The following is a 26,296-nucleotide window of genomic DNA, read 5'->3' as shown; positions in this document are numbered from 1 at the left end:
CTGTTGGAAACTCGTCGAGAAGTGTTGCTATCTGCGGCGAGCGGCGTCAAGGGGCACAGCCCGGGGCCCCGGGCCTACGCGCTCGCTTCCTCGGCCTTTCCCTCGACGATCTCGACGGTGAGGCGTCCGAGTCCGGTGATCTCGCCCTCCAGCAGGTCGCCGACCTTCATCCACCGGCCGGTGCCGAGGCCGACGCCGGCCGGGGTGCCGGTGGAGACCACGTCGCCCGGCTCCAGCGTCAGATGCTCGGTGATCTTCACCAACTGCTCGGGGACGGACCAGATCATGTCCCGGGTGCGGGCGTCCTGCCGGGGCTCGCCGTTGAGCCAGAACCGCAGGCGCAGCTCGTCCACGTCCACGTACCGGGCCGGGACGATCGCCGGGCCGAGCGGGCAGCTGTCGTCGAAGGCCTTGCCGCCGAACAGGTCGAACTTCACCAGGTGCTGGGGGTGCCGCTGCCAGTCGCGGGCGGAGAGGTCGAGCGCGATCGTGTACCCGGCGACATGCTCCATGGCGTTCTCCGGCGTCAGACGACGCCCCCGCCTGCCGATGACGACGGCGAGTTCGAGCTCGTAGTCGAACTTCTCCGTCTGCTCGGGATAGCGGACCGTCCTGCCCGGACCGACCAGCGAGGTGGTCGGCGGCTTGAAGAAGAACAGAGGGATCTTCTTGTCCTTCTCCCAGTCGGTGTGACCGCCGTCCTGCTCCATGTGGTCGTAGTAGTTGGCGCCGGTCATCACGACCTTGCGGGGGTACCGGAGAGGCGTGAGGACGTCCTCCAGCACGGACGGGGAGGGCAGCGGTGGCGTGGTGTCCGTGTCGTCGGCGAGCCGCCCGGCCGCCTCGACGAGGATCGGCTCGGTCCGCTCCCAGTGGTCGAAGACGTTCATCAGACCGCGTGCCGGCTCCGGCTGGAGCGACTCGGGGGCGACGTCCGCCAGCGCCCACGGATGGCCGTCGAGGCACAGCACGGGGGTGGGCCTGCCGTCGACGCGCAGGGTGGCCAGGGAAAAGGTCATGGGGAGGTCTCCGTCGTTCAGCGGTGTACGGCGTCTTGCGGCGTCCGGGGTGGCGTCCGGCTACGCGCGCCCGGTGAGCGCCGTCAGCATCCGGGGGCCGCCCTGCACGGCCGTGCGCCGCATATGGTGCAGGACGCCGCGCATCCCGCCCAGCTCCTCACCCCCGCCGGCCCGGCCGGGGCCGCCGTGGATCAGCGCGGGCAGCGGCGCGCCGTGGCCGGTGGACGACTTCGCGGAGCCGGCGTCCAGGACGAGGACCCGGCCGTGCCACGGGGCGAGCCCGACGACCGTACGGCGGGCGAAGTCCGCGTCCCCGGTGACCACGGACGCGGCGAGGCTGCCCCGCCCCCGGGCGGCGAGGAAGACGGCGTGCTCCGGCGAGGTGTACGGGATCAGCGTGCTGACCGGGCCGAACGCCTCCACCTCGTGCGGGGCGGTGGCGCCGGGGTCGTCGCAGCGCAGCAGCAGCGGGGTGAGGAACGCCCCGCGCTCGCCGTCGGCCCCGGTGAACTCCCCGTGGTCCGGGTCGCCCGAGACGAGCCGCGCCGAGTCCAGCAGCGTCTTCACACGGCGGCGCACCTCCTCGCGCTGCCCGAGGCTCGCCAGCGCGCCCATGCGCACGGAAGGGTCGGCCGGGTCGCCCACGACCACCTCGGCCAGCCGGGCGGCGGCGGCCTCGCTCACCGCGTCCATCAGCGCGGCCGGGACGAGTGCGCGACGGATCGCGGTGCACTTCTGCCCGGCCTTCACCGTCATCTCGGTGACCAACTGGTCGACGTACAGGTCGAATTCGGGGGTGCCGGGGGTGGCGTCCGGGCCGAGCACCGAGCAGTTGACCGAGTCCGCCTCGGCGTTGAAGCGCACGGCCTGCCGGACCACCGCCGGATGGGTCCGCAGCCGCTCCGCGGTGGCCGCCGAGCCGGTGAACGACACCAGGTCCTGTTCGGTGACATGGTCGAGCAGATCGCCCGCGCCGCCGCACACGAACTGCAGACTGCCCGGCGGCAACAGGCCCGACTCCACGACGAGTTCGACGAGCCGGCTGGTGAGCTGGGCGGTCTGGGTCGCGGGCTTGATCAGGCTCGGCACACCGGCCAGCACCGCCGGGGCGAGCTTCTCCAGGGGCGCCCAGACGGGGAAGTTGTACGCGTTGATCTGGACGGCGGCGCCCCGCAGGGGAGTGGCGATGTGTCCGCCGAGGAAGGTTCCGTCCCGGCCCAGGCTCTCGTGCTCCCCCTCGACGTAGACCGACCCCTCGTCGCCGCCGGGCAGTTCGCGCCCGCCCAGGGCCGCGTAGTACCGCACGACCCGCAGACCGCCGTCGATGTCGTACTTCGAGTCGAAGAGCGTGGCGCCCGTGGTGGCGGACAGCGCGTACAACTCCTCGCGGTGGCCGCGCAGCTCGGCCGCGAGGTCGGTGAGGAGCCGGGCGCGCCGGTGGAAGGAGAGGGCGCGGAGCGCGGGGCCGCCGACCGTGCGGGCGTGGTGGAGCGCGGCGGCCATGTCGACGCCGGCCGAGGAGACATGGGCGACCACCTCGCCGGTGACGGCGTGGCGGACGGGTGTCCCCGCCTCGGTGGGGGTGTGCCACCGGTCCTGTACGTAGCTGCGCAGCGCGTTCATCCCTCGGTCCCGTCCGTCGCAGGTGTCCGGGCGGTGGCGACCGTCCCGGCGTATCCGTCGTCGCCGTCCGCGACGGCGTGGTGGCCCCAGATGTCGGCCGTGTAGACGCGGCTCACCCAGGTCTCGTCGTCGACCCGGCGGCCCTCCGCGCCCACCTCGATGCCGAATCCGGCGGGGGAGCGCATGTAGAAGGAGAACATCCCGTCGTTGGAGTGCCGGCCGAGCGTCGCCATCAGCGGGACCTTGTGCGCGCGGGCCCGGTCGTGGGCGCGGCCGACCTCGTCCATGTCCGCCACCTCGCACAGCACATGGTGGGTGCCCTCGCGTCTGCGGGACTCGACGAAGGCGACGCTGTGGTGGCGCGGGTTGCAGCCCATGAAGTAGAAGATTCCGCCGAGCGGCAGATGCGTCACGTCGCTGAGCCGGAAGCCCATGACGTCCCGGTAGAAGTCCACCGCCGCCAGGGCCCGCGGGGACTTGAGGACCACATGGCCCATGCCCTGGTCGCCGGTGACGAAGCCGACGCCGAGCGGGGAGACGAACGGGGTCGCGGCGACCCGGCGTCCGGTGAACACCTCGGTGCGCACCGCGCACGGCCCGTCGAACCACAGCATGCGGTCCACCTGCCGCTCGGCGCACTCCTCGGCCGTACCGTCGTGGACCTCGACGCCGTGCGCGCGCAGCCGCTCCACCACCCGCTCCAGGCCCGCCCGGTCGCCCGCCTCCCAGCCGATGTACGTGACACCGCCGGACTCGGCGGGTCCGACGGCGAACCGGTAGGGGTGCTCGTCCAGGCGCAGCAGCCGTGCCCCGGGGGAGCCGGGCGGGCCGGCGGGCATGGTGCCGATCACGTCACCGGCGTACGCGACCCAGCCGTCCGGGTCGGGTGTGCCGATGCCGAGATAGCCCAGGCTGCGAATACTCATCGGAACCTCCACTGGTCGGGGCCCCGCCCGTGCAAGCGCGATGGGCCGCCCACTGCCCGAAGCTAGTTGTCAGAGTTCTAATTATCAAGACTCTGACGAAGTTCCCGTCAAGGGTCGCAAGGCCCTTGACTGTTAGAGTTCTACCTATCTACGGTCGGGGCATCCGACGACGGCTCCACGGCCGTCACGACGACGTCGGCCGCCCGTCCGCACGGCGCCGGCCGTCACGAAGGGCGACCCCATGCCTGTAACCGAGCCGCGACTGTCCCCCGTGGCCGAGACGGACATCCCGGAGAAGGCGCTGACGGCCCTGGAGCCGTACCGCAACGCCGAGGCCGGCGGCGAGATCTACGCGATCTGGACGACGCTCGCCGCGCACCCGGACGCGCTCCGCCGCTTCCTCGTCTTCGGCAACCACGTCCTGGGCAGGAACACGCTGTCCGTCCGGGCCCGCGAGCTGGTGATCCTGCGCGTCGCCTGGCTGACCCAGGCTGAGTACGAGTGGCTGCAGCACGTCAGGATCGCCCGCCGGGCCGGTGTGTCCGACGCCGGGATCCGGGCCGTCGGCACCCCCGTACCGACCGGCTTCGACGAGACCGAGCAGGTGCTGCTGCTCGCCACCGACCAGCTGGTCGGCGTCGCCGACCTCGACGACGACGCCTGGAAGCGGCTGCGGGACCGGCTCGGCACCGAGCAGCTCATCGACCTCGTCTACACCGTCGGCCAGTACCAGACCGTGGCGATGGCGATCAACGCCTTCCGTGTCCAGCCGGAGCCGGACATCGCCGCCCTCCGCGCGGAACTCCCGCTGCCCGCGCCCACCGCCGCCCCCACCCCGTAGGAGAGAGTCCCCATGAAGCTCGCCAACCTCGCAGGCCGGGCCACCATCATCGTCGGCGACCGCGCCCTCGACGTGGAGAAGGCCAGCGACGGGGCGCTCGGCCCCGACCCCGCCGTCCTCTACGACCTCGCGCACCACGACGAGCTGCGCCGGCTCGCCGGGGCGGCGGGCGACGCCGACCTCGCCGAGTACGACGAGAAGCTCCTCGGCCCGGTCTCCCCACGCGCCCCGAAGATCCTCGCCGTCGCGCTCAACTACCGGGGCCACGCCGCGGAGTCGGACATGCCGATCCCCGAACAGCCCACCGTCTTCGGCAAGTTCAGCAGCTCGCTCACGGGCCCCTACGACCCGGTGATCGTGGCCGAGGGCATCGACAAGTGCGACTTCGAGGCCGAGGTCGTGGTCGTCGTCGGGCGCACCATGCGCGCGGTGGAACCCGGCGAGGTCTGGGACGGCATCGCCGGGGTGACCGCCGGACAGGACGTCACCGACCGCCGCGAACAGTGGCGCAAGCCGCTGAACCAGTTCACCCTCGCCAAGTCCTACGACACCTACAGCCCGACCGGGCCGCTGATGGCCACCGTCGACGAGTTCGAGGACCCCGACGACATCGAGATCGTCGGACACGTCGACGACCTGGAGGTCCAGCGCGGCCGGACCTCCGACCTGATCTTCCCCGTCCCGGAGCTGGTCTCCTGGCTCTCCCGGCACGTGACCCTGCAACCGGGCGACCTCGTCTTCACCGGCACCCCCGCCGGCTGCGGCGTCCGCCGCGTCCCCCGGCTGTACCTGGAGCCGGGAATGACGCTGACCACCGAACTGCCCGGGGTCGGTACGATGCGCAATCCGATCGGCCGGTGACGGGCGGTCGGCCGGTGACATCCGACCGGTCGGGAAGATCGACACGCGCTGTTACGATGCGAGCGGTCCGGAGGAAGGGAGCCCTCACGTGTCGGACGATCACGTAGGCGACACGGTCGGCGCCGCCGGCCATCCGCGCTCCCGCGAGTTCTTCGACAAGGTGCGCACCCGCCACCAGGAGATGGGCCACACGGACCGTCAGCTGGACGGGGTCGCGCTGGTCACCCAGCTCACCCGGCTCGTCGCCCGCCTCGTGCAGGATTTCGAGGCCTCCGTCCACCGGCCGCTCGGGATGACCTGGGCCGGCTTCCGGATCATGAACACCCTCTGGGTCTTCGGGGACATGGAGCAGCGGGAGATCGCCCGTATCTCGGGCACCTCGCGGGCCAGTGTCTCCAGCGCCCTCAACACCCTCGAAGAACGCGGTCTCGTGGAGCGCCGCCGCGAGCAGGGCGACCGGCGGCTCGTCCGGGTCTCGCTCACCGAACCCGGCCTCACCATGCTGCACAAGGCCATCGAGGGACAGACCGAGCGCGAGCACGCCTGGATGGGTGTACTGGAGGATCAGGAGATCTCCCAGCTGGTCACCCTGCTGGGCAAGATGGTCAACCAGGAACACCCGGAGTAGTCCGCCGCTCGACGGCTCCCGGGAGAGCCTTCGGGTGAAGTTGTAAGACCCTTGACGATCAGAATTCTGACGCTTACGTTCTCTCCACGTTCTCCCCGTTTCCTCTCCAGTCCGTTCCGCCTCCTGGGTCAGGGCGCCCCTTTTGCCCTGCTCCGCCCCGCTAGACGAGGAGTACGACCATGCCCCGCAGAATCGTCACCGGCCTGAACGAGGCCGGGCAGGCCACCGTCGTGCAGGACGGGCCCGCCCCGCGCACCTACGAGCTGAAGCACACGCCCGGCTTCGCCAATTCGCTGGTGTGGTCGACGGCCGCCGAGCCGGTCGTCCCCTTCGACGGCACCGATCCGGCACCGGCCGTGGCGTCCTATGTGCCGGCGCCCGGTGAGACCCGGCTCATCCACCTCGTGATCCCCCCGGACTCGGTCTACGCGAGCGAGGGCTTCGACTTCGCCGCTGCCGCCGCCGAGCGGCTGGAGACCAGTCCCGGCCTTGCCGAACTGTTCGAACCGGACGCGCCCGGGATGCACACCACGGACACCGTCGACTACGGCGTCCTCCTCCAGGGCGAGATCGTCCTCGAACTCGACGCGGGCCACGAGACCACCCTCGCGCCCGGTGACATCGTCGTCCAGAACGGCACCCGGCACGCCTGGCGCAACCGCACCGACGCCCCCGCCGTCGCGCTCTTCGTCCTCATCGGCGCCCGGAGGACCGACTGATGCCGCACCTCGACCCCACCGACGCCCTGGACCTCGACTCCGAACTCGACGACGTCGAACGGCTCATCCGGGACACCGTCGCCGACTTCGTCAAGGACAAGGTCACCGACCACGTCGCCGACTGGTTCGAGGCGGGCACCTTCCCCACCGCCGAACTCGGCCCGGAGATCGGCGGGCTGGGACTGCTGGGCATGCATCTGGAGGGCTACGGCTGCGCCGGCGCGAGCGCCACCGCGTACGGCGTGGCCTGCCGGGAGCTGGAGGCCGCCGACTCGGGGCTGCGCAGCTTCGTCTCCGTGCAGGGCTCCCTGGTGATGTTCCCCCTCCACCGCTACGGCTCCGAGGAACAGAAGCGGGAGTGGCTGCCGAGACTGGCCTCCGGGGAGGCGATCGGCTGCTTCGGGCTCACCGAACCCGACCAGGGCTCCGACCCCGGCGGGATGCGCACCCAGGCCAAGCGCGACGGCGGCGACTGGGTCCTCAACGGCACCAAGACGTGGATCACCAACGGCTCGATCGCGGACATCGCGGTCGTCTGGGCCCGCACCGAGGACGGCGTCCGCGGCTTCCTCGTCCCCAGGGGCACCCCCGGCTTCACCACCAGCGAGATCCACCGCAAGCTCTCCCTGCGCGCCTCGGTCACCGCCGAACTGCACCTGGAGGACGTCCGGCTGCCGGGCGACGCGGTCCTGCCGGGAGTGACCGGGCTGCGCGGACCGCTGTCCTGTCTGTCGGAGGCCCGCTTCGGCATCCTCTGCGGAGTCGTCGGCGCCGCCCGCACCTGCTATCTCTCCGCGCTCGAATACTCCACCGCCCGCGAGCAGTTCGGGCGGCGGATCGGCGGCTTCCAGCTCACCCAGGGCAAACTCGCCGCGATGCAGGTGGAGCTGGTCCGGTCGCAGCTGCTGGCCCTGCGGCTGAGCAGGCTCAAGGACGCCGGGAGGCTCCGCCCCGAACAGGTCAGCCTCGGCAAGCTCGCCAATGTGCGCGCCGCCCTGGACATCGCCCGCTCGGCCCGCACCGTCCTCGGCGCCAACGGCATCACCACCGAGTACCCGGTGCTCCGGCACGCCAACAACCTGGAGACGGTCCTCACCTACGAGGGCACCGAGGAGATCCACACCCTGGTCGTCGGAGAGTCCGTCACGGGCCTCGCGGCGTACCGCTAGGACCCCGGAACCACGGGAGGCGAGCGCCGTGACGACACGCGCACCGCACGAGCAGGACCATGTGAACGACTTCGTCCGGGGCATCAGCCTCCAGGATCTCTGGGACGATCCCTATCCCCTCTACCGCAGACTGCGCCACGAGGCTCCCGTGGCCTTCGTCCCCGCCGTCGGCCGCTATCTGATCACCCGGCACGAGGACGTCGTCTTCGCCGAACAGCACCCGGAACTCTTCAGCTCCCGCGAGAAGGACTCCCTCGTGCTGAAGGTCATGGGCGCCAACATGCTCCGTGAGGACGACCCCGAGCACCGCAGACTCCGGGCCGCCGCCGAGCCGCCGGCGCGGCCCCGGCGGGTGAGGACCGACTGGAGCCCGGTCTTCCGGCGCACCGCCGACGAACTGATCGACTCCTTCGCCGACCGGGGCGAGGCCGACCTCTTCACCGACTTCGCCGGCCCCTTCGCCGCCACCAACCTGGCCCATCTGCTGGGGATTCCGCAGGTCCCGGCCGCGGACATGATCCGGTGGTCGCAGGACATGATGGACGGCAACAGCAACTACGCCGACGTCCCCGAGGTCTGGGACCGCGCCCTCGCGGCGGCCGGCGCCGTCGAGGAGGCCGTCGACGAGGCCGTACGACGGGTCCGTGACGAACCGGACGGCTCGGTGATCTCCTCGATGCTGCACGCCGAGGACCCGCCCACGCTCCAGCAGATCAAGAACAACGTCAAGGTCATCATCGGCGGCGGCATCAACGAGCCGCGCGATGTGCTGACCGCCGGGGTCTGGGCCCTGCTCACCCACCCCGGGCAGCGCGCGGCCGTCGAGGCGGACCCGGCCAGGTGGCGGCACGTCTTCGAGGAGACCGTCCGCTGGATCTCCCCGATCGGCATGTATCCCCGCCAGACCACCGAGGCCGTCGAACTGTCCGGTGTCCGTATCCCGGCCGGTTCCCGGGTCGCCCTGGTGATCGGCGCGGCCAACCGGGACGCGGCCGTGTTCCCCGAGCCCGACCGCTTCGACATCGACCGCGAACAGCGGGGCCACCTCGCCTTCGGCGGCGGACCCCACTTCTGCATGGGCACCTGGGTCGCCCGCCACGAGGTCGGCGAGATCGCCTGGCCCACCCTCTTCCGGCGGCTGCCCGGCCTCGCACTCGACCCGGAGCAACCCGTACGGGTCGGCGGCTGGGTGTTCCGCGGAGTGCTGAACCTGCCCGTCCGCTGGAAACGCCGGAACCACTAGGAGCGACGTTGTCCGAGAACATCAGCGCCCCCGGCGGCGGCAGCCGGAGGGCCGGCGCCCGGGCGGGCACCTGGTTCGGCGCCCGGCTCCCCGCCCACGCGGCCGACGCGGGCTCCCGCACCGCCCTCGTCTTCGAGGACCGGACCTGGACGTACGCGGAACTGGACCTCGCGGTCCGCCGCAGCCTGGGCCGCCTCGCCGAGCGCGGCGTACGGCGCGGCGACCGGGTCGTCATGCGGGGCGAGGCCCGGCCCGAGGCCATCGTCACGATGTTCGCCGTGACGCGGATGGGCGCGGTCCTCGTCCCCGTCCACCCCCAGCTCACCGGCCCCGAACTGGACGTCGTCCGCGCGGAGACCGAACCACGCGCGATCGTCGCCGACGAGGGCTTCCTGAAGACGCTTCCGGACGGGCCCGAACTCCGGCTGCCCTGGCAGGAGACCGGCGACCCCGACGCGCCGGTGGCGGAGGCCGACGCCCCGCCCGCCGGGTCCGACGTCGCGATCATCGCCTTCACCTCCGGGACCTCGGGCCGCCCCAAGGGCGCCCAGCTCACCCACGACAACCTGCACTGGAGCATGGTCAACGGCATGGCCCGGCTGCCCGTGACCGAGGACGACGTGGTGCTGGTGGCCACCCCGCTGGCCCATGTGGCGGTCCTCGGCGGGCTGCCGCAGTACACCTGGGCCGAGCGCGGCACCGTCGTCCTGGCCCCGAGGTTCGACGGCGGCCTCTTCGTCGACCTGGTCCGGGACCACGGCGTGACCGCCGCCTTCGCCGTACCGGCCATGCTGTCCCTGCTCACCCGGCACCCCCGCTTCCCCACCCCCGACCTGGACTCGCTGCGCTGGGTCCTGGCGGGCGGCTCACCGGCCCTGTCCTCGACCACCACCCGGTTCCTCGAACGCGGCGTGAAGGTCGTCAACTCGTACGGCCTGACGGAGTCCAGCGCCGGGGTCACCTACGCCGCGCTCGACGAGGTCGCCGACCGGCCGGCCTCCGCCGGACCGCCCGTACCGCACGTCGAACTGATCGTCGTGGACGAGAAGGGCGCGCCCGCCTCCGTCGGCACGGTCGGGGAGATCCGGCTGCGCGGACCGTCCGTGGCGTCCGCGTACCGGACCGGCGCGGGACCGCTGCCCGTCACGGACGCCGACGGATGGTTCCACACCGGCGACCGCGGCCGGTTCGACGCGCGGGGACGGCTCGAAGTCGTCGGACGCGTCAAGGAACTGATCATCACGGGCGGCGAGAACGTCGATCCGGCCGAGGTCGAGAACGCGCTCGTCGACCTGCCGCACGTCCTCGAAGTCGCCGTCGGCGGCACCCCGGACCCCCTCTGGGGCGAACTCGTCACCGCCTACCTGGTGACCGGCGCGCCCGAGCCGACGCTCGACGACGTCCGGCGGCATCTCGAAGGCCGGCTCGCCCGCCACAAATGGCCGCGACGGCTGCACGTCGTCCCGGCACTGCCCCGGGGTGCCACCGGAAAACTCCAGCGCAAGGCCCTCACCCGACTGTCCGCCGACCGGCCACCGGCCGTCGGCGGCCCCTCCACCAGCGACCCCACGACGACTGGCGACATCAGCACATCAGAGCCGCACACCCAGGAGAGACCATGACCGAGACCATGCGGGCAGCACGGATGCACGACGTCGGCGAGCCCATGCGGATCGAGCGGGTCCCCGTCCCGGTACCGGGACGGGGCGACGTCCGGGTGGCCGTGCACGCCGTGAACATCGTGCCCAACCTCGCCAACATCCTGACGATGTGGACCACCTGGTTCCCGCACAGCCCCCTGCCGACCCTCCCGGCCGTCTTCGGCCTGGACCCGGCCGGTGTCGTCGAGGCGGTCGGCGAGGGCGTGGAGGGCTTCGAGGTCGGCGACCGTGTGTACGTCAACCCGGGCCGCAGCTGCGGCTCCTGCCGCTCCTGCCGCAACAACGACTCGATCAACTGCGCCAGTTACGCCTTCGCCGGCTACTTCGGCTTCTCCGAGTCCGCGCTCGGCCTCCTCGACCGCTACCAGGGCGGCCTCGCCGAGTACATGGTCGCCCCCGCGTACGCCCTGGTGAAACTCCCCGACCAGCTCTCGTTCGAGGCCGCCGCCCGCTTCGGCTACATCGGCACCATGTACTCGGCCCTGCGCAAGGCCGACGCGGGACCCGGCAAGACGGTCCTGGTCAACGGCATCAGCGGCACCCTCGGCATCGCCGCCGCGCTGCTCGCGCCCGCCCTCGGACTGACCCACGTCTACGGCACCGGGCGCGACCGCGACCTTCTGGAACAGGTCGACAAGCTGGCCCCGGGCCGCTTCCGGCTGCACTCCCTCGACGACGGCCCGCTCGACGACTGGGTCCGCGAACAGACCGACGGCCACGGCGCGGACATCTACATCGACGCCCTCGGCCCCGGCGCCCCGCACGAGACGTTCCTGGCGGGCATGCGGGCCATGGCGCGCGGGGGTGTCGCCGTCAACATCGGCGCCATCGCCGGTGACGTACCCGTCGACGTCCACCGCATGATGGACCAGCAGCTCCGGCTGATCGGCTCGGCCTGGTTCACCTCCGGGGAGGGCCAGGCGATGGCCGACCTGGTCGCCGCCGGACTGCTCGACCTCAGCCCCCTCGAACACCGGGTGTTCCCGCTGGAGCAGGTCAACGACGCGATCAGCGGCACGGCCCGGCGCAACGGCGGCTTCAGCAACTTCATCGTCAGCCCGGTGGCGTGAGAGGCGGTCCCGCCGTACGAGAGGAGGCACCGCCATGCGCGAGGTGAGCCCCGGGAGGAGGGCCGTGGAACCCGGGATCGTGATCGTCGGCGCCGGACAGGCGGGCGTCCAGGCCGCCGAGTCGCTGCGTGACGCGGGCTTCGCCGGTCCGGTCACGGTCATCGGCGACGAGCCCGAACTCCCTTACCAGCGCCCGCCGTTGTCCAAGGAATACCTTGCCGGAAAGCTCCCGGAAGGCGAACTCACCCTCCGGGCCGACCGGTTCTACGCCGAGCGCGGTATCGGTCTGCTCGTCGGCCGCCGGGTCGTGGAGGTGGACCGGCGCCGGCGGCGGGTGACACTCGACGACGACAGCGAACTCCCGTACGCACACCTGGTGCTGGCCACCGGCTCCCGGCCCCGGCCGCTGCCGCTGCCCGGGAGCGGGCTCTCCGGGGTGACGGGTCTGCGGACCCGTGCCGAGGCCGACGAGCTGCGCCAGCGGCTGGGCGAGGCACGGAACGTGGTGGTGATCGGTGCCGGGTTCATCGGCCTGGAGTTCGCCGCCGCCTGCCGGGCCGCCGGCCTCGGCCCCGTCGTGCTCGACATCGCCGACCAGGTCATGGGCCGGGCCGTCTCCGCACCCACCGCCGCCCACTTCGCACAACGGCACCGGGAGCAGGGCACCCGGCTTCTGATGGGCACCGTGCCGGCCGAGATCGTCGGCTCGGACGGCAGGGTGACCGGCATCCGTACGACCGACGGGGTGACGGTCCCCGCCGACCTGGTGGTCGCCGGCATCGGTGTCCTGCCCAACACCGAACTCGCCGCCCTGGCAGGCCTGGAGACGGACAACGGCATCGTCGTGGACAGCCACCTCACCACGGCGGACCCGCACATCTCGGCCATCGGCGACTGCGCGTCCTTCCCCGATCCGCAGGGCGGCCCCCACGACGGCTCCCACGGCGGCCCGCACGGCACAGGCGGTCGCCGGGTCCGGCTGGAGTCGGTCCAGAACGCCGCCGACCAGGCGCGCTGTCTGGCCGCCCGGCTCACCGGCGCGCCGCGCCCGTACGACGCGCTGCCCTGGTTCTGGAGCTACCAGGGCGATCTCAGACTCCAGATCGCCGGGCTGTCGACCGGCCACGACCGAACGGTCGTACTCGGCGACGGCGACAGCGACAGCGACCGCGCGGGGGCGGGGGCGGGGGCGGGCAAGGGAGGCTTCTCGGTGCTCTGCTTCCGTGGCTCCGCCCTGATCGCCGTCGAGTCCGTCAACCGTCCCGCCGACCACATGGCGGCCCGGCGCCTGCTGACCGCACGCGTCCCGGTCACCCCCGAGGACGCCGCCGAGCCCGGCTTCAGTCTGCGCGGCCGGATGGCACGGGCGAACGATCCGGAACGGAGAGCACTGGCATGACCGCTGTCTCACACGTGGGTGTTCTCGGCTGCGGCCTCATGGGCTCCGGCATCGCCGAGACGGTGGCCCGCGCCGGACCGGACGTACTGGTGGTCGAGGCCGGCCCGGCGGCGCTCGACGCCGGGCGCCGCCGGATCGAGGCCTCCCTCGACAGGGCCGTACGCCGCAGCAGACTCACGGGCGACGAACGCGACCGTGCCCTCGCCCGGTTGTCCTTCTCCACGGACCTCGGCGACCTCGCCGACCGTGACCTGGTCGTCGAGGCCGCCGTGGAGGACCGCGACCTGAAGTGCGCCCTCTTCCGGGACGTGGACAAGGTCCTCGGTGACGGTGACGCGATCCTCGCCAGCAACACGTCCTCCATCCCGCTGACCGACCTGGCCACCGTCACCGGACGGCCGGACCGTGTGGTGGGACTGCACTTCTTCAACCCCGTGCCCGTCCAGGCGCTGGTGGAGATCATCCCCGCCCTCACCACCGGCGCCGACACCGTCGAGCGGGTCCGCCGCTTCGCCGTCGAGCAACTGGGCAAGACCGCCGTCCAGGCCCCGGACCGGGCGGGGTTCATCGTCAACGCCCTGCTGCTGCCGTATCTGCTCTCCGCCGTCCGCATGGTCCAGTCGGGCACCGCCACCGCCGAGGACATCGACCACGGCATGGAACTCGGCTGCGCCCATCCCATGGGCCCGCTCCGGCTCCTCGACCTGATCGGCCTCGACACGGCCCAGGCCATCGCCGAGTCGCTCTACGAGGAACACGCCGAACCGCTGTACGCGCCCCCGCCGCTGCTCCGCCGCATGGTGGCCGCCGGTCGCCTCGGCCGGAAGTCGGGGCAGGGCTTCTACGCGTACCCGGCGGCCTGAGTTCCGCCGGGCGGGGCATGCGGCCACGGGCGCACACCGGCGTACCTCTCAGGGCGCACACCGGGTCCGGCCGTGCCCTTCGGGGCGGACCCGCGGTGACGACCGGCGGCGGATGTGACGGGCCGTCGGCCGGAGGACCGTGGGTGGTGCCCGGAATTCCGGGCACCGTCCACGACGAAGGGCCTTGTCATGATTCATCGGTTACTGTCCGCCGGCCGCACAAGCACCCGCATACACACCCGCACCCGCGCCCGCGCCCGGACCGGAACCGGCGTGCTGGTCGCCGCGGCGGTCACCGGATCGCTGGTCGCGGGGTCGGTGGTCCTCGGCCCCGCGGCCGTCGGACCGGCGTCGGCCGCCGGGCGTGCGCCGGAAGCCGCCTCCGACACCGTGTCCGGGAAGCCGAGGGAGGGCGCCGTCTCCGGGAAGCCGCGGGAGGCGGCGGCCCTGACCGGAACCGGCACACTCTCCCGGGTCTCCGAGGAGGACATCTCCTTCACCTTCGACGCACATCTCGCCGCCGAGCACACCACGGATCCGACGCTGGCCACCGGCACCTTCCGCTTCAGCCACCGCCTGGGCGACGAGAGCCACTGGGCAGAGGGGCGGATCGACTGTCTGGTGACCGGAGGCAAGGTCGCCGTCGCCACCGGTGTCATCACGAGGACCGACCTGCCGGACGCCAAGGGCAACCGGGTCGGCTTCACCGTGCACGATCAGGGTCGGCGCGACCGGCTGGGCTACAGCTGGGCCTCCGTGGGCAATCCGGAGGAGACCAAGGACCTGCCCAAGTGCGTGAGTTCGGCGCCGTTCGAGAAGATCAGGGGCGGCACGGGGAACTTCCGGGTGCTGCCCTGGAACCCCGACTTCGTGGAGTAGGGCGCACCACCGGCCGCGCCCGCGTGGATCAGCCCTCCAGCCGTCGCAGCCGTTCCGCGTCGCAGGTGCGCGGGCAGGTGGAACAGGCCTCGGCGGGGCGGATCGTGTAGTAGAGGCAGCAGCCCATGCGGGTGCGGGTCGGGTGTTCGCGGCCGTCGCCGGTCCGGAGCGAACGGAAGTCGGCGCCGCCGGGGAAGGGGGCGTGGGCGGTGGGGAGAACCGCCGTGGCGGCCCGGACACCGGCGGCCTCGTCGCCCCTCATCCGGCCCAGATACCAGAGGCCGGAGACCAGGTCGTCGGAGACCAGACCCCACAGCGCGCGTGACCCCCGGCGGGCGTACGGGCCGATCGCGTCCAGCACCGGACCCATATGGTCCGCGACGGCGGCCCTCAACTCCGCGCGCAGCGCCTCCTGATGGGCGACCGCGCGGGCGCCGGGCAGGGCGAGCGCCGGGTCGTCCGGGAGGCAGACCAACTCGGAGCCGGGGGCGATCTCGAACATGCCGGTCGCGAGGTCGACCCGTATGTCGCCCGGCGCGACCCGGGGCACGCGCCGCTCCAGGAACCAGACACCGCTCATCAGCAGGCCGACCGACCAGGCGTAGTCGTGCAGGGCGCGCGAGGCGGCGACATGCCGGGGCGCCGAGTGGGCGTAGCGGTCCTGGATGCGGGCGGCCTCCGCGTCGACGAAGGCCTCGACGGTCGCCTGACCCTCCATCAGGCCGACCGTGCGGCCCGCGGTTCGGGCCGCGGGCACGGCGACCCGGACGGACAGCGCCTCGCACAGTCCGTCCAGGCGGCGATAGGCGGCGGCGAGGAGTTCCGGGACGTGCGTGGCGGTGTCGGCCTGGGAGGTCTCCAGGTGGGCCACGGTCATCGGTAACTCCAGAGCGTGAAGGGGTTTGGCGAGCGGGGGAGGTAAGGCTTACCTTAGCTGCAAGATCGTGTGTCGATGACCAGGGAGAGTGTGAAGTAGTCGTGTGCGTCGCTGACCAGCAAAGTTACTTACGAGTTGATCAAGGGCGGTGTGGGTCACAGTGGATCCACAGCTGTTGAAAACTAAAGCATGCCTAACCTAAGCTCACGTTTCGTGACTGCGACCGAACGGGTTGCGCCGACCGGCGTGCCCCCGCGTGCCCTGAGGCACCTGCCCCTGTTCCTCGGCGGAATCGGCGCGCTGGCGCTCTGTGCCGCGCTGAGCCTCGCCCTCGGAGCCCGCTCCGTCCCCCTGTCCACTGTCCTCGACGCACTGTCAGGACATGGAGAGGGCCGGGACGCTTTGGTGGTGACGGGCCTTCGGCTGCCGCGCACGGTCATCGGCCTCGCGGTCGGCGCCGCGCTCGGCGTCGCGGGCGCCGTGGCACAGGGCGTCACCCGCAACCCGCTCGCCTCACCGACCACCCTGGGAATCAACGCCGGCGCGGGCTTCGCGGTCGTCGTCGCCATCTTCGCGCTGAAGCTCAACGACCCCGTCGCATACGTGTGGTTCGCCTTCGCCGGGGCCGCGGGGGCGGCGGTCCTCGCCCAGGCGCTGTCCCGCCGCGCCGGGGACATCGACCCCGTACGGCTCGCCCTCGGCGGCACCGTGCTCCAACTCGTGCTGCTGTCCTGGACGTCGGCGGTCATGCTGGCCAGCCGGCGCACCCTCGACGAGGCACGCTTCTGGCTGGCCGGGTCCATCGCCGGACGCCCACTCGACACCCTCTGGCCGGTCCTGCCGACCCTCGTGCTCGGACTGCTGCTCGCCGGGGCCGTCGCCCCCGCCCTCAACGCCCTCGCCCTGGGCGACGACTCGGCCCAGGCACTCGGCGTCCCCGTCACCCGCGTCCGGCTCGCCGGCGGCATCGCGGTCGTCCTCCTCGCCGGATCGGCCGTCGCCGTGGCGGGCCCGGTCGCCTTCATCGGACTCGCCGCACCCCACCTCGTCCGCCCCCTCCTCGGCGGCGACCACCGGCTCCTGATCCCCGGCTGCCTGATCGCCGGACCTCTGCTCCTCCTCACCGCCGACATCCTCGGCCGCCTGGTCGTCCGCCCCGCGGAACTGGAGGTCGGCATCGTCACCGCGTTCCTCGGCGCGCCCCTGCTGGCCGTGCTCGCCCGGAAGGTCGCCCGATGACCCCGATGGCCCCCATGACGACGCCCGCGATGCCCCACGAAGCGGCCGTACGCCGCCACACGCGCCGCCGCACACCGGGCCGCGCCCGCCTCCTCGGGTACGGCACGGTCGGCCTCCTCGCCCTGTTCGCCCTGCTCACGGTCTCCGTCTCCACGGGCGAGACGGACATGCCCGCGTCCACGGCACTCCGTGCGCTGATCGGGCTCGGCGACCCCGGCGATGTGCTGGTGGTGCGGGAGTTCCGGGCGCCGCGTGCCGTCGCCGCCCTCGTGGCCGGTGCCGGACTGGGTGCCGCGGGCTGTGTCCTGCAACGGCTGTTCCGCAACCCGCTCGCCTCCCCGGACGTGATGGGCGTGACGGGCGGCGCCTCGCTCGGCGCGGTCGCGCTGCTGGCCGCCGGAGCCTCCCAACTGCTCATCCCCGTGGGCGCGTTGGCCGGAGGCCTGCTCTCCGCCCTGCTGCTCGGTGTGTTCGCCTGGCGGTCGGGGCTGGCCGTCACCCGGCTCGTCCTCACCGGCCTCGCCGTCCAGGCGGGCCTGGCCGCCGCGGTCAACCTGATGATCGTGCGCTTCCCGGCCGAACTGGCGGGCTCGGCGCTCCAGTGGACCACCGGGTCGGTGTACGGCCGGACCTGGACGGAGGTCTGGGGGGCGGGCGCCGCCGTCCTGCTCGCCCTGGCCGCCGCGCTGATCACCCACCGCCGTCTCGCCCTGCTCGACCTGGGCGACGACTCGGCCGGCGCGCTCGGCCTCGACACCTCCGCCGCCCGCCTTCAACTCCTTCTCGTCGCCATCACCTTGGCCTCGCTGGCCGCCGCGCTCGCCGGCCCCGTCACCTTCGTCGCCCTCGCCGTCCCGCACATCGTCCGCTTCCTCACCGGCCCGCCCACCGCGGCGACGCTCGCGCTGGCCGCGCTCACCGGGGCGGTGCTGTTGCTGGCCGCGGATCTTGTCGTCCAGCATCTGCTTCCCGTCGAGGGACTGCCGGTCGGCGCGGCGACGGCGACGCTCGGGGCGCCGTGGCTGCTGGTGCTGATGTTCCGGGGCGGTGCGGTGGTGCGGGGGAGGGGGGTGTGAGGGCGCGGGCGGTGGGGGGTGCGCGGGGTGCGTCGGCGTCTGCGGGTGCGTGGGGGCTGGTCGCGCAGTTCCCCGCGCCCCTGAAAAGCAGGGGCTGCGCCCCGTGCTTTTCAGGCCCGCAGGGGCCTGGGCTTTCAGGGGCGCGGGGAACTGCGCGAGAAGCCCCACCGGACCCGCACCCGCCCATGTACCCCTGACACCCCCCACCGACCGCGCCAGGAGCCCCAATGCCCCCCACCAACCAGCTCTCCACCCAGCACCTCGACCTGCGCTACGGCGACCGCCTCGTCGTCGGCGGGCTCGACCTGACGCTGCCCGGCGGGGCCGTGACCGCGATCGTCGGCCCCAACGCCTGCGGTAAGTCAACCCTGTTGAGAGGCCTCAGCCGACTGCTCGCACCCACCGCCGGATCGGTCACCCTCGACGGCGCCGACATCCACCGCATGCCGGCCCGCGCACTGGCCCTCCGCATGGGCCTGCTCCCGCAGCAGCCGGTCACCCCGGAGGCCATCACCGTCGAGGCGCTCGTACGACTCGGCCGCTACCCGCACCAACGGCTGCTGAGCCCCTGGTCCACCACCGACCAGCGGGCCGTGGACGAGGCGCTGGAGCGCACCGGGACGGCCGCACTGCGGGACCGGCCCGTCGACGCGCTCTCCGGCGGCCAGCGCCAACGCGCCTGGATCGCCCTGGCGTTGGCGCAGGACACAGAGCTGCTCCTGCTCGACGAACCGACCACCTTCCTCGACCTGAGACACCAGCTCGACGTCCTCGACCTGGTCGCCGCCCTGCACAGCGAGGCCGGCCGCACCGTGGTGATGGTGCTGCACGACCTCGGACAGGCCGCCCGCTACGCCGACCACATGGTCGTGCTCAAGGACGGACGCCTCGCCGCCGCGGGCCCACCGGCCGACGTACTCGACGCGGACCTGGTCAGGTCCGTGTTCGACGTGGACTGCCGGGTCGTCCCCGACCCGGAGACCGGCACCCCGCTGGTCGTCCCGAAGGGCCGCGCGTCCCGGCACACCCCCGAGCCCGCGACCCCCTGACCGCTCGTCCACGACTCCATACATCCACGTATCCACGTATCCATATATCCACCGAGAAAGACCATTCCTCATGCTCAAGCGATCCCCCCTGCGCGGATTCGGCCGACCCACCGCCGCGCTTCTCACCGTCGTCCTCGGCACCGGCCTCCTGGCCGCCTGCGGCGACGCCGACACGGCGAAGGGGAGCGACACCGCCCAGGCCGGCGCCGACAGCGCCGCCTTCCCGCGCACCCTCAAGACCGTGATGGGTGACGTCGAGATCCCGTCGCAGCCCAAGAAGGTCGTCGTCCTCGACACCGGCGAGCTGGACGACGTCACCCTGCTCGGCATCGACCCGGTCGGCGCCGTCGCCCCGCACTTCAAGACGGAGGGCGGCTTCCCGGCGTACCTGGAGGGCGACCTCAAGAACACGACGGACGTCGGCCCACTGCTGGAGCCGAACCTGGAGAAGATCGCCTCCCTGAAGCCCGATCTGATCCTGTCCTCCAAGGTCCGCCACGAGAAGGTCTACGACAAGCTCAGCGCCATCGCCCCGACCGTGTTCACCGAGACCACCGGCGGTGTGTGGAAGGAGAACCTCAAGGTCCACGCCGAGGCACTGGGCCTGGAGGACGAGGCCGCGGCCGAGCTGAAGGAGTACGAGACCCGGGCCGAGGCGCTCGGCGCGGCCGTCAAGAAGAAGGACGGCACCCTGCCGACCGTCTCCGTCGTCCGCTTCGTCGCCGGCCCGACCCGTCTGTACGCCTCCAACTCCTACAGCGGAGTCGTCCTCGACGACGTCGGCTTCCAGCGCCCGAAGTCGCAGATCTCCGACGACCCGGCCGTCACCATGAAGGACGTCAGCCCGGAGGAGATCGACCAGGCCGACGCCGACCTGATCTTCGTCACCACCGCCGACACCCCGGACAAGACCCAGCAGAAGCAGGTCACCTCCAACCCGGTCTGGAAGGACCTGCCCGCCGTCAAGGACGGCAAGGTCGTCGAGGTCCCGGACGAGACCTGGATGTCCGGCATCGGCGTCCAGGCCGCCGAGGAGATGCTCGCCGACATCGCCAAGGCCACCGGCGTCGACCTCCCGAAGCAGTAACCCCAGCGGTACCCGGGGCGGGCCCCACCACGAGACGGGTCCGCCCCGCCCCCGCTTAACCCCCCACCCACCAGCGGAAGTTGTGCGCGCCCCCATGCGTCTGTATCTGCTCGCCCTCAATCCGACCGACTCCGTCACGGAAGGCTTCCTGCCCGCCGCCGCCCGGCTCGGTCTGGATGTCACACTCCTCACCGATCAGCCCCACGCCCACCGGGCCGCGTACCCGGAGCACCCGGCGATCGAGATCCTCGACTGCGACGTACGCGACCACCACGCCGTCATCACCCGGATCTCCACCCACCACCGGCCCGACGCGGTCTTCACCAACAGCGACCACCTCCAGACCCAGGCCGCCCTCGCCGCCCACTACTTCGGCCTCCCCGGCAAGGACTGGCGGGCCACCCTGCGCGGCAAGGACAAGGCCGAGATGCGCCGCCACCTCGCCGCCGCCGGCGCGGACACCGTCTGGTCCACCGAGATCGGCATGCCCGCCGACCTCACCGGCCCCCGCGTCGCCGACGCCCCGTACCCCTGTGTCGTCAAGCCCCGCGAGGGCGTGGCCAGCGAGGACGTCGTGCTCGTCGCGACCGCCGACGACCTCGTCGCCCGTGGCAAGGAGATCCTGGACCGCCGCCCCGGAGCCACCCTCGTCGTCGAGGAGTATCTGCCGGGCGAGCTGTACACCCTGGAGACCCTCGGTGACGGCCGGGTCCGGCACGTCCTCGGCGGCTTCCACACCGAGTTGTCCCCGCCGCCGTACTTCGTGGAGGAGCGGCTGACCTTCGTCCCGGCCCACCCCGAGCCGGTGGTCGCGCAGATCCTCGCCCAACTCGACGCGCTGGGCGTGGGGTTCGGCGCCTGCCACACCGAGTTCGTCGTGCACGAAGGCCGGGCCCGCGTCATCGAGGTGAACTACCGGGCCATCGGCGACCAGTGCGATCTGCTGCTCGCCCGGCTCCTCGACCTGCCGCTCTTCGAGCACATCCTCCGCACCCACCTCGGTGAACCGCTCCCCGCCGACCTGGGCCACCGCCGCGACGGCGCGGCCCGCCTGGAGTATCCGTACGCCGACCGGGCCGGGACCCTCGTCACCGCCCCCGCCGCCGCCGAACTCACCGTCGACGGCGTACATCTGACGTACCGTCCGCTCCGCGAACCCGGCGAGCACCACCCGCTGTACCGGACCAACCGCGACTACCTCGGCATCCTCCGGGCCATCGGCGCCGACCAGGACACGGTCGACCGGGTGGTGGCGGACTTCCTCGCCGCACAGCGCTGGGAGATCCAGCCGTGACCGCCACCACCATCCCCGCCACCAGCCCTGTCCCCGCGCCCACTGCCCCCACCACATCCACCGCCCCCATCGACCCCGCCGAAGCCGACCTCCTCACCCGCGTCCTCGGCGCCCTCCTCCGCGAGGACGTCGTCGGCCTGCGCTCCCGCAGCGCCCTCCGCCACCACCCCGACGGCCCCTGGCTCCGGCTTCCCACGCACGACAACGGAGCCGACGGCGCCCTCCTCCTCCCCGTCACCGAGGACGGCTTCCAGCACCTGTACACCGCCCGACTGCCCCTGCTCGTACGGGAGTCGGACGGCGCCCGCTTCACCACCTGCGCGTCCGTCCTCACCGCCCTGCGCGCGCTCGCCGACCCCGCCGACCGGGACGGTTTCGACGCCTTCGCCGAGGAGTGCCGCCAGACCCTGGCCACGATGCGGCTGCACGAGGCGACGGGGGAGGAGGTCGCCGCCGGGCTCGTCGACCTGCACGGCGCCGACCCCGCCGACTGGACCGGCCTGCACGGCGGCCTCGCGTTCGAGACCCTCGCCGCACGGCTCGACCACCCGGTGTACCCGACCGCGCGGGGCAGATCGGGCCTGGATGAGGACCAACTGCGTTCCTACGCGCCGGAGTTCCATCCCTCCTTCGCCCTCCGGTGGCTCGCCCTGCCCCGTGGGTCCGTCACCGTCGGCGGCGAACTCCCGGACGGCTGGCCCACCCCCTCCGGACTCGGTCTCGCGGACCTCGACCACACCCATGTCGCCCTGCCCGTGCACCCGTTGACCATCGGCGCGCCCCTCGACGCGGCCCTGCGCGAGGCGGGGCTCGCGGACCGGGCCGTGCTCGCCGACCGGGCGTACCTCTCCGTCGTCCCGACCCTGTCGATGCGTACGGTCGCCCCGGCCGCGGCCCCCTCCCTGCACCTCAAACTCCCCCTGGCCACGGCCACCTTGGGCCTGCGCAACAAGCGGTCCATCAAGCCCGGCACCCTGGTCGACGGCGCCGCGGGGCAGCGGCTGCTGGCGGCGGTGACCGCCCGTGAGCCCCGCTTCGAGGGCCGGGTGCTGCACGCCGACGAGACGGTGTACGCGCACGCCGGACACGAACTCCTCGCCGTCCTGTGCCGCCGCTACCCCACGGATCTCGACGACTGCCTGGTCGTCCCCCTGGCCGCCCTCCTCGCCGAGGCACCCGGCGGACGACTGGTCGCCGACCATCTCGCCGACCGCTTCCACGGCGGTGACCCGGCTGTTCTGTTCGACGCCGTGCTCACCCTGCTGTTCGACTGGCAGACCACCCTCTTCGGCTACGGCATCGCCCTGGAGTCGCACCAGCAGAACGTCTCCCTGGTCCTCGGCCCCGAGCCCGGTGACCTGCGGCTGCTGCTGAAGGACAACGACGGGCCGCGCGTCAACAGCACACGGCTCGCCGCCAAGTTCGGCTTCGACGGCGGCACATGGGGCTTCGACGACCCCCGCACCTTCACCACCGACGACCGCGCGGTGGCCGACGTCCTCACCACCATCACGGTCCATCTGTGCGCCGGTGCCCACGCGTTCGGTCTCGCCCGGCACGGCCGGGCCCCGCTGCCGGAGCTGCTGGACCTCGTACGGGACCGGCTCGCCGAAGCCGTCGACCGGCTCGGCGGCGACGCGGCGGCCGTCCTGCGCGAGCGGGTGCTGAACGCGCCCGAACTGCCGGTGAAGGCGATGGTGACCGCCGGGACCCTGCTGAGCAAGGAGCGGTCGGGCGCCGCCGACATCAACAAGCACTACACCACCGGGCCCAACTACCTGCTGCGGGAGGGTGGTTCGGCATGACCGCCGAGGCGCTCCCGATGCCGCGCCCCGCCTTCGGCCGCCGCCAGGTGCACGCCGTGGCCGCCTGCTACTTCGTGGCCTCGTTCGCCGCGCTGGGGCTGCCGCCGTACTTCACGGAGATCCTGCCCGAACTGGGCGACCGCACCGCCCGCTGGGCCGGTGTCCTGTACGTGGTGCCCACGGTGTTCAGCGCGCTCGCGGCGCCGCTGTGGGGGCGGCTCGCCGACCGCTTCGGACGAAAACGGCTGCTGCTGCGGGCCCAGTTGGGCCTGGCCGTCTCCTTCGTCCTGGCGGGCTGGGCCGACTCGCTCACCATGTTCACCGCGGCGCTGGTGCTCCAGGGCATCCTGGGCGGCACGTTCGCGGCCTCCAACGGCTATCTGGGCGCCGCCCTGGAAGGGCCGAGTCTGTCGAAGGCGCTGACCCTCATGCAGGGCAGCGCACGGGCCGCCCTCGTCCTCGCGCCGATCGTCGTCGGCGCGCTGTCCCCGTGGCTGTCCCCGCACCGGCAGTACGCCCTCCTGGCGCTGCTCCCGCTGGCCGCCGCCCTGCTGCTGGCCGCCCTGCCCGAACCGGCCGAGGCCGCCGCGCCGGACGCGGCGGACGTGGAGCGGACGGGCCCGGCCGACCTCGCCCCCGGGGCCGCTCTGCGCAGGCTCTACGCACTGGAGTTCGCCTTCGTGTTCTCCACCGTCATCTCCTTCCCCTATCTGATCTCCCTGGTCGAGGAGCGCCTCCCCGGAGCCTCCGCCGCGCTCTCCGGGCTGCTGTTCGCCCTGCCGCACCTCTGCTACCTGGTCACGGCGATGGCGGTCCACCGGGCGACGGCGACACGCCCCCGGCCCGCCATAGCCCTCGGCTTCGCGCTGATCGCCCTCGGCCTCGCCGGGCACGGTGTCGCCGACACCCTGCCCGCGCTCGTCGCCGTACGGCTGCTGCTCGGCCTCGGTCTCACCCTCGGCATGGTCGGCCTGTCGGTCCTGGCCGCCGACTGCGCCCGGGGCCGGGCTCCCGGCGGGATGTTCGGTTCCCTGGAGTTCTTCTCCAAGGCGGGCGCCGTCGCCGCCGGGGTGACCGCCGCCGCGGGCAGTGCCCGGTTCGGTCCCGCCGCGCCGGTGCTGATAGGCGGCGGCATAGCCGCCCTCTCCGTCCTCGCGACCCTCCTGCCCCCACATCCGCGTACCCGCTGGAGCCACTGAATGCCCCCGCTCACCGACTCGCTCGGTACCACCCGCCACCCCCTCGCCGACGCGACGACCGGCGGTGCCCTCCCCACCGCCGACGACGCCGTCGCCCACACCCTCCTCAACTGCCTGCTGCGAGAGGTGTCCGGCCCCGAGCGCCAGACCGCCGTCATCGACGGCCACCTCCTGCTCCGCCTGCCCCGCCGCGGCCGACTCCTCCGTGTGGCGCTGCGCCGTACGTCCCTGCTGGGCGCCCACCGCTTCACCGGTCCCGTCCACGAGCAGTCCGACGCCGGCTGGCGCGCCCTGGACTGGCGCCGCCTCGCCGAGTACACCCACGACGAACTGTCGCTGCGCACCGGCGTCCGCAACGACGAGTTCCTGCACCAGATCGACTCCAGTCACCGCACCCTCGCCGTCGCGCTCGCCGACCGCGCGGACCGCGCCGACGGAGCCCGCGCGGCGCACGGGCGCCCGGACTACCTCGCCTCCGAGCAGTCCCTCCTCTTCGGCCATCGCTTCCACCCCACCCCCAAGGCCCGCACGGGCGACGCGGACGCCTGGCAGTCGTACGCCCCCGAGGCCGGCGCCCGCTTCCAGCTGCGCTGTCTCGCCGTCCGCGACCACCTGATCACCGAGGACAGTGCCGAGCCGGGCGCCACCGCCGTGCTCGACCGGGAACGCGGCGACGTCCCCGAGGGGTACCGGCTGCTGCCCGCCCACCCCTGGCAGTACGAGATGCTCCGCGAACACCGGCTGCTGCGCGAGGCGCTGGGCCGCGGCGACATCCTCGACCTCGGTCCCGACGGCCGGGAGTACGCGGCCACCGCCTCCGTCCGCACCCTCTTCGACGGCGACGCCTTCCTGAAGTTCAGCCTCAACGTCCGCATCACCAACTGCCTCCGGAAGAACGCCAGTTACGAACTCGCCGGTGCCGTCGCCCTCACCCGGGTCCTCGCCCCCGCCCTGACCGACCTGGAGACCCGCTTCCCCGGCAGCGCGATGCTCCGCGAACCCGCCTACCGCAGCCTCGCCGTCCCCGGCCCCGACGGCGCCCCCGACCGGGCTCTCCTCGAAGGCTTCGGGGTGATCGTCCGCGAGGGCCTGTCCCGGCGGCTGCTGCCCGGCACCACCCCGCTGCTCGCCGCCGCCGTCGCCGACGAGTACCCGACCAGCGCGGCCCACATCTCCCGCCTCCTCGACGGGAGGGGCCCCGAGACCGCCCTGAGCTGGTGGAAGGCCTATCTGCGCCTCCTCCTCCCGCCCGTCCTGTCGGCCTACTTCGACCACGGCCTCGTCCTGGAACCCCACCTCCAGAACGTCCTGATCTGCGTCGACAGCGACGGCATGCCCGCCCAGGTGCTCTTCCGCGACCTGGAGGGCGCCAAGCTCGTCCCCGACCACCACACCGACACCCTCGCCGCCCTCCCGCCCGAGGTCGCCGGACCGATGTCGTACGACGCCCGGCGCGGCTGGGACCGGGTCGTGTACTGCCTGCTCGTCAACCACGTCGCCGAGCTGCTCGCCGCCCTCGCCGACCTGCACCCCGAGACCGAGGCCGACCTGTGGGCGGCCGTCCGCGCGACCCTCCGGGACTACGCCGACGAGGAGGGCTGCCCGCCCCGCCTCTCCGCCCTGCTCGCAGGCGTCCCCCTGCCCGCCAAGACCAATCTCCTCACCCGCTGGGAGCGCAAGGCCGACCGCGAGGCGGGCTATGTCCGTCTGTCCTCCCCCCTCGCCGAGGACGTCCTGCGCTGGGGCGCCCGATGAGCCGCCACACACCC

At 72.7% G+C, this 26,296-nt stretch carries 23 protein-coding genes; 19 read left to right on the top strand and 4 right to left on the bottom strand.

Going from position 1 to position 26,296, the window contains the following annotated elements:
* Window positions 1-74 precede the first annotated feature (74 nt).
* The 3 genes from J8M51_RS07750 to J8M51_RS07740 are packed head-to-tail and all read right to left on the bottom strand — an operon-like array spanning window position 75 to window position 3,568.
* Window positions 75-1,019 carry a fumarylacetoacetate hydrolase family protein gene (locus tag J8M51_RS07750; RefSeq protein WP_086755482.1) on the bottom strand — a complete coding sequence of 315 codons (945 nt, stop codon included), beginning with the start codon at window positions 1,017-1,019 and terminating at the stop codon, window positions 75-77.
* Window positions 1,020-1,079: 60 nt separating this feature from the next.
* Window positions 1,080-2,642, bottom strand: coding sequence for a phenylacetic acid degradation bifunctional protein PaaZ (gene paaZ, locus J8M51_RS07745; RefSeq protein ID WP_086755483.1), 1,563 nt, complete (start codon window positions 2,640-2,642; stop codon window positions 1,080-1,082).
* Complete coding sequence (locus tag J8M51_RS07740; protein ID WP_267299056.1) at window positions 2,639-3,568, bottom strand: VOC family protein; 930 nt, start codon at window positions 3,566-3,568, stop codon at window positions 2,639-2,641. The genes paaZ and J8M51_RS07740 overlap by 4 nt, the downstream gene beginning before the upstream one ends.
* Before the next feature lie 241 nt (window positions 3,569-3,809).
* Here J8M51_RS07740 and J8M51_RS07735 point away from each other — a divergent pair, with 241 nt between their 5' ends.
* The 11 genes from J8M51_RS07735 (at window position 3,810) to J8M51_RS07685 (ending at window position 14,901) form a co-directional block, all read left to right on the top strand.
* A complete protein-coding gene (locus J8M51_RS07735; protein ID WP_086755485.1) occupies window positions 3,810-4,409 on the top strand; it encodes a carboxymuconolactone decarboxylase family protein in 600 nt (199 codons plus the stop codon).
* 12 nt (window positions 4,410-4,421) lie between these two features.
* Complete coding sequence (locus J8M51_RS07730) at window positions 4,422-5,270, top strand: fumarylacetoacetate hydrolase family protein (protein ID WP_086755486.1); 849 nt, start codon at window positions 4,422-4,424, stop codon at window positions 5,268-5,270.
* Between the two features lie 88 nt (window positions 5,271-5,358).
* A complete protein-coding gene (locus tag J8M51_RS07725; RefSeq protein WP_086755487.1) occupies window positions 5,359-5,898 on the top strand; it encodes a MarR family winged helix-turn-helix transcriptional regulator in 540 nt (179 codons plus the stop codon).
* 179 nt (window positions 5,899-6,077) lie between these two features.
* Complete coding sequence (locus tag J8M51_RS07720; protein ID WP_086755488.1) at window positions 6,078-6,617, top strand: cupin domain-containing protein; 540 nt, start codon at window positions 6,078-6,080, stop codon at window positions 6,615-6,617.
* Complete coding sequence (locus J8M51_RS07715) at window positions 6,617-7,786, top strand: acyl-CoA dehydrogenase family protein (RefSeq protein WP_086755489.1); 1,170 nt, start codon at window positions 6,617-6,619, stop codon at window positions 7,784-7,786. Before J8M51_RS07720 ends, J8M51_RS07715 begins: the two co-directional genes overlap by 1 nt.
* A 28-nt stretch (window positions 7,787-7,814) precedes the next feature.
* Complete coding sequence (locus J8M51_RS07710; RefSeq protein WP_086755490.1) at window positions 7,815-9,029, top strand: cytochrome P450; 1,215 nt, start codon at window positions 7,815-7,817, stop codon at window positions 9,027-9,029.
* 8 nt (window positions 9,030-9,037) lie between these two features.
* Window positions 9,038-10,651 carry a class I adenylate-forming enzyme family protein gene (locus J8M51_RS07705; RefSeq protein WP_179203071.1) on the top strand — a complete coding sequence of 538 codons (1,614 nt, stop codon included), beginning with the start codon at window positions 9,038-9,040 and terminating at the stop codon, window positions 10,649-10,651.
* Entirely contained in the window at window positions 10,648-11,760 is a 1,113-nt protein-coding gene (locus J8M51_RS07700; RefSeq protein ID WP_086755492.1) for an alcohol dehydrogenase catalytic domain-containing protein, read from the top strand. The genes J8M51_RS07705 and J8M51_RS07700 overlap by 4 nt, the downstream gene beginning before the upstream one ends.
* Before the next feature lie 34 nt (window positions 11,761-11,794).
* Window positions 11,795-13,159: an NAD(P)/FAD-dependent oxidoreductase gene (locus tag J8M51_RS07695; protein WP_267299055.1), complete on the top strand. Its 1,365-nt coding sequence runs from the start codon at window positions 11,795-11,797 to the stop codon at window positions 13,157-13,159.
* The gene (locus J8M51_RS07690) at window positions 13,156-14,022 is read left to right on the top strand and encodes a 3-hydroxybutyryl-CoA dehydrogenase (protein ID WP_267299054.1); all 867 of its coding nucleotides are present in this window, start codon (window positions 13,156-13,158) and stop codon (window positions 14,020-14,022) included. Before J8M51_RS07695 ends, J8M51_RS07690 begins: the two co-directional genes overlap by 4 nt.
* Before the next feature lie 189 nt (window positions 14,023-14,211).
* The gene (locus J8M51_RS07685) at window positions 14,212-14,901 is read left to right on the top strand and encodes a hypothetical protein (protein ID WP_256965459.1); all 690 of its coding nucleotides are present in this window, start codon (window positions 14,212-14,214) and stop codon (window positions 14,899-14,901) included.
* Window positions 14,902-14,929: 28 nt separating this feature from the next.
* Here the strand turns inward: J8M51_RS07685 and J8M51_RS07680 are convergent, their stop codons facing one another.
* Window positions 14,930-15,778 carry a (2Fe-2S)-binding protein gene (locus tag J8M51_RS07680; protein ID WP_086758725.1) on the bottom strand — a complete coding sequence of 283 codons (849 nt, stop codon included), beginning with the start codon at window positions 15,776-15,778 and terminating at the stop codon, window positions 14,930-14,932.
* 246 nt (window positions 15,779-16,024) lie between these two features.
* Here J8M51_RS07680 and J8M51_RS07675 point away from each other — a divergent pair, with 246 nt between their 5' ends.
* The 8 genes from J8M51_RS07675 to J8M51_RS07640 all read left to right on the top strand — a co-directional run bounded on the left by J8M51_RS07675 (window position 16,025) and on the right by J8M51_RS07640 (window position 26,282).
* Window positions 16,025-17,017, top strand: coding sequence for a FecCD family ABC transporter permease (locus J8M51_RS07675; protein WP_179203239.1), 993 nt, complete (start codon window positions 16,025-16,027; stop codon window positions 17,015-17,017).
* A 5-nt stretch (window positions 17,018-17,022) separates the two neighbouring features.
* Window positions 17,023-18,093: a FecCD family ABC transporter permease gene (locus tag J8M51_RS07670; protein WP_398856294.1), complete on the top strand. Its 1,071-nt coding sequence runs from the start codon at window positions 17,023-17,025 to the stop codon at window positions 18,091-18,093.
* A 227-nt stretch (window positions 18,094-18,320) separates the two neighbouring features.
* Complete coding sequence (locus tag J8M51_RS07665) at window positions 18,321-19,142, top strand: ABC transporter ATP-binding protein (protein WP_267299052.1); 822 nt, start codon at window positions 18,321-18,323, stop codon at window positions 19,140-19,142.
* A 70-nt stretch (window positions 19,143-19,212) separates the two neighbouring features.
* On the top strand, window positions 19,213-20,229 hold the full coding sequence (locus J8M51_RS07660; protein ID WP_086763999.1) for an ABC transporter substrate-binding protein: 1,017 nt from the start codon (window positions 19,213-19,215) through the stop codon (window positions 20,227-20,229).
* A 94-nt stretch (window positions 20,230-20,323) separates the two neighbouring features.
* Window positions 20,324-21,523: an ATP-grasp domain-containing protein gene (locus J8M51_RS07655; protein ID WP_267299051.1), complete on the top strand. Its 1,200-nt coding sequence runs from the start codon at window positions 20,324-20,326 to the stop codon at window positions 21,521-21,523.
* Window positions 21,520-23,328 carry an IucA/IucC family protein gene (locus J8M51_RS07650; RefSeq protein WP_398855710.1) on the top strand — a complete coding sequence of 603 codons (1,809 nt, stop codon included), beginning with the start codon at window positions 21,520-21,522 and terminating at the stop codon, window positions 23,326-23,328. The genes J8M51_RS07655 and J8M51_RS07650 overlap by 4 nt, the downstream gene beginning before the upstream one ends.
* The gene (locus J8M51_RS07645; protein ID WP_267299050.1) at window positions 23,325-24,527 is read left to right on the top strand and encodes an MFS transporter; all 1,203 of its coding nucleotides are present in this window, start codon (window positions 23,325-23,327) and stop codon (window positions 24,525-24,527) included. The genes J8M51_RS07650 and J8M51_RS07645 overlap by 4 nt, the downstream gene beginning before the upstream one ends.
* Window positions 24,528-26,282: an IucA/IucC family protein gene (locus J8M51_RS07640; protein ID WP_267299049.1), complete on the top strand. Its 1,755-nt coding sequence runs from the start codon at window positions 24,528-24,530 to the stop codon at window positions 26,280-26,282.
* The last annotated feature ends 14 nt before the right edge of the window (window positions 26,283-26,296 follow it).

This window comes from Streptomyces griseiscabiei, from assembly GCF_020010925.1.
GTDB classification, from domain to species: domain Bacteria; phylum Actinomycetota; class Actinomycetes; order Streptomycetales; family Streptomycetaceae; genus Streptomyces; species Streptomyces griseiscabiei.
Note: the sequence above shows the minus strand (reverse complement) of the source record. Positions and strands in the feature narration are given on the sequence as shown.

Bases quoted from the DNA above. Each gene is read 5' to 3' on its own strand.
- J8M51_RS07750 (WP_086755482.1), bottom strand. From the start codon at position 1,019: ATGACCTTTTCCCTGGCCACCCTGCGCGTCGACGGCAGGCCCACCCCC.
- paaZ (WP_086755483.1), bottom strand. From the start codon at position 2,642: ATGAACGCGCTGCGCAGCTACGTACAGGACCGGTGGCACACCCCCACC.
- J8M51_RS07740 (WP_267299056.1), bottom strand. From the start codon at position 3,568: ATGAGTATTCGCAGCCTGGGCTATCTCGGCATCGGCACACCCGACCCG.
- J8M51_RS07735 (WP_086755485.1), top strand. From the start codon at position 3,810: ATGCCTGTAACCGAGCCGCGACTGTCCCCCGTGGCCGAGACGGACATC.
- J8M51_RS07730 (WP_086755486.1), top strand. From the start codon at position 4,422: ATGAAGCTCGCCAACCTCGCAGGCCGGGCCACCATCATCGTCGGCGAC.
- J8M51_RS07720 (WP_086755488.1), top strand. From the start codon at position 6,078: ATGCCCCGCAGAATCGTCACCGGCCTGAACGAGGCCGGGCAGGCCACC.
- J8M51_RS07715 (WP_086755489.1), top strand. From the start codon at position 6,617: ATGCCGCACCTCGACCCCACCGACGCCCTGGACCTCGACTCCGAACTC.
- J8M51_RS07700 (WP_086755492.1), top strand. From the start codon at position 10,648: ATGACCGAGACCATGCGGGCAGCACGGATGCACGACGTCGGCGAGCCC.
- J8M51_RS07695 (WP_267299055.1), top strand. From the start codon at position 11,795: ATGCGCGAGGTGAGCCCCGGGAGGAGGGCCGTGGAACCCGGGATCGTG.
- J8M51_RS07690 (WP_267299054.1), top strand. From the start codon at position 13,156: ATGACCGCTGTCTCACACGTGGGTGTTCTCGGCTGCGGCCTCATGGGC.
- J8M51_RS07685 (WP_256965459.1), top strand. From the start codon at position 14,212: ATGATTCATCGGTTACTGTCCGCCGGCCGCACAAGCACCCGCATACAC.
- J8M51_RS07680 (WP_086758725.1), bottom strand. From the start codon at position 15,778: ATGACCGTGGCCCACCTGGAGACCTCCCAGGCCGACACCGCCACGCAC.
- J8M51_RS07670 (WP_398856294.1), top strand. From the start codon at position 17,023: ATGGCCCCCATGACGACGCCCGCGATGCCCCACGAAGCGGCCGTACGC.
- J8M51_RS07665 (WP_267299052.1), top strand. From the start codon at position 18,321: ATGCCCCCCACCAACCAGCTCTCCACCCAGCACCTCGACCTGCGCTAC.
- J8M51_RS07660 (WP_086763999.1), top strand. From the start codon at position 19,213: ATGCTCAAGCGATCCCCCCTGCGCGGATTCGGCCGACCCACCGCCGCG.
- J8M51_RS07655 (WP_267299051.1), top strand. From the start codon at position 20,324: ATGCGTCTGTATCTGCTCGCCCTCAATCCGACCGACTCCGTCACGGAA.
- J8M51_RS07645 (WP_267299050.1), top strand. From the start codon at position 23,325: ATGACCGCCGAGGCGCTCCCGATGCCGCGCCCCGCCTTCGGCCGCCGC.
- J8M51_RS07640 (WP_267299049.1), top strand. From the start codon at position 24,528: ATGCCCCCGCTCACCGACTCGCTCGGTACCACCCGCCACCCCCTCGCC.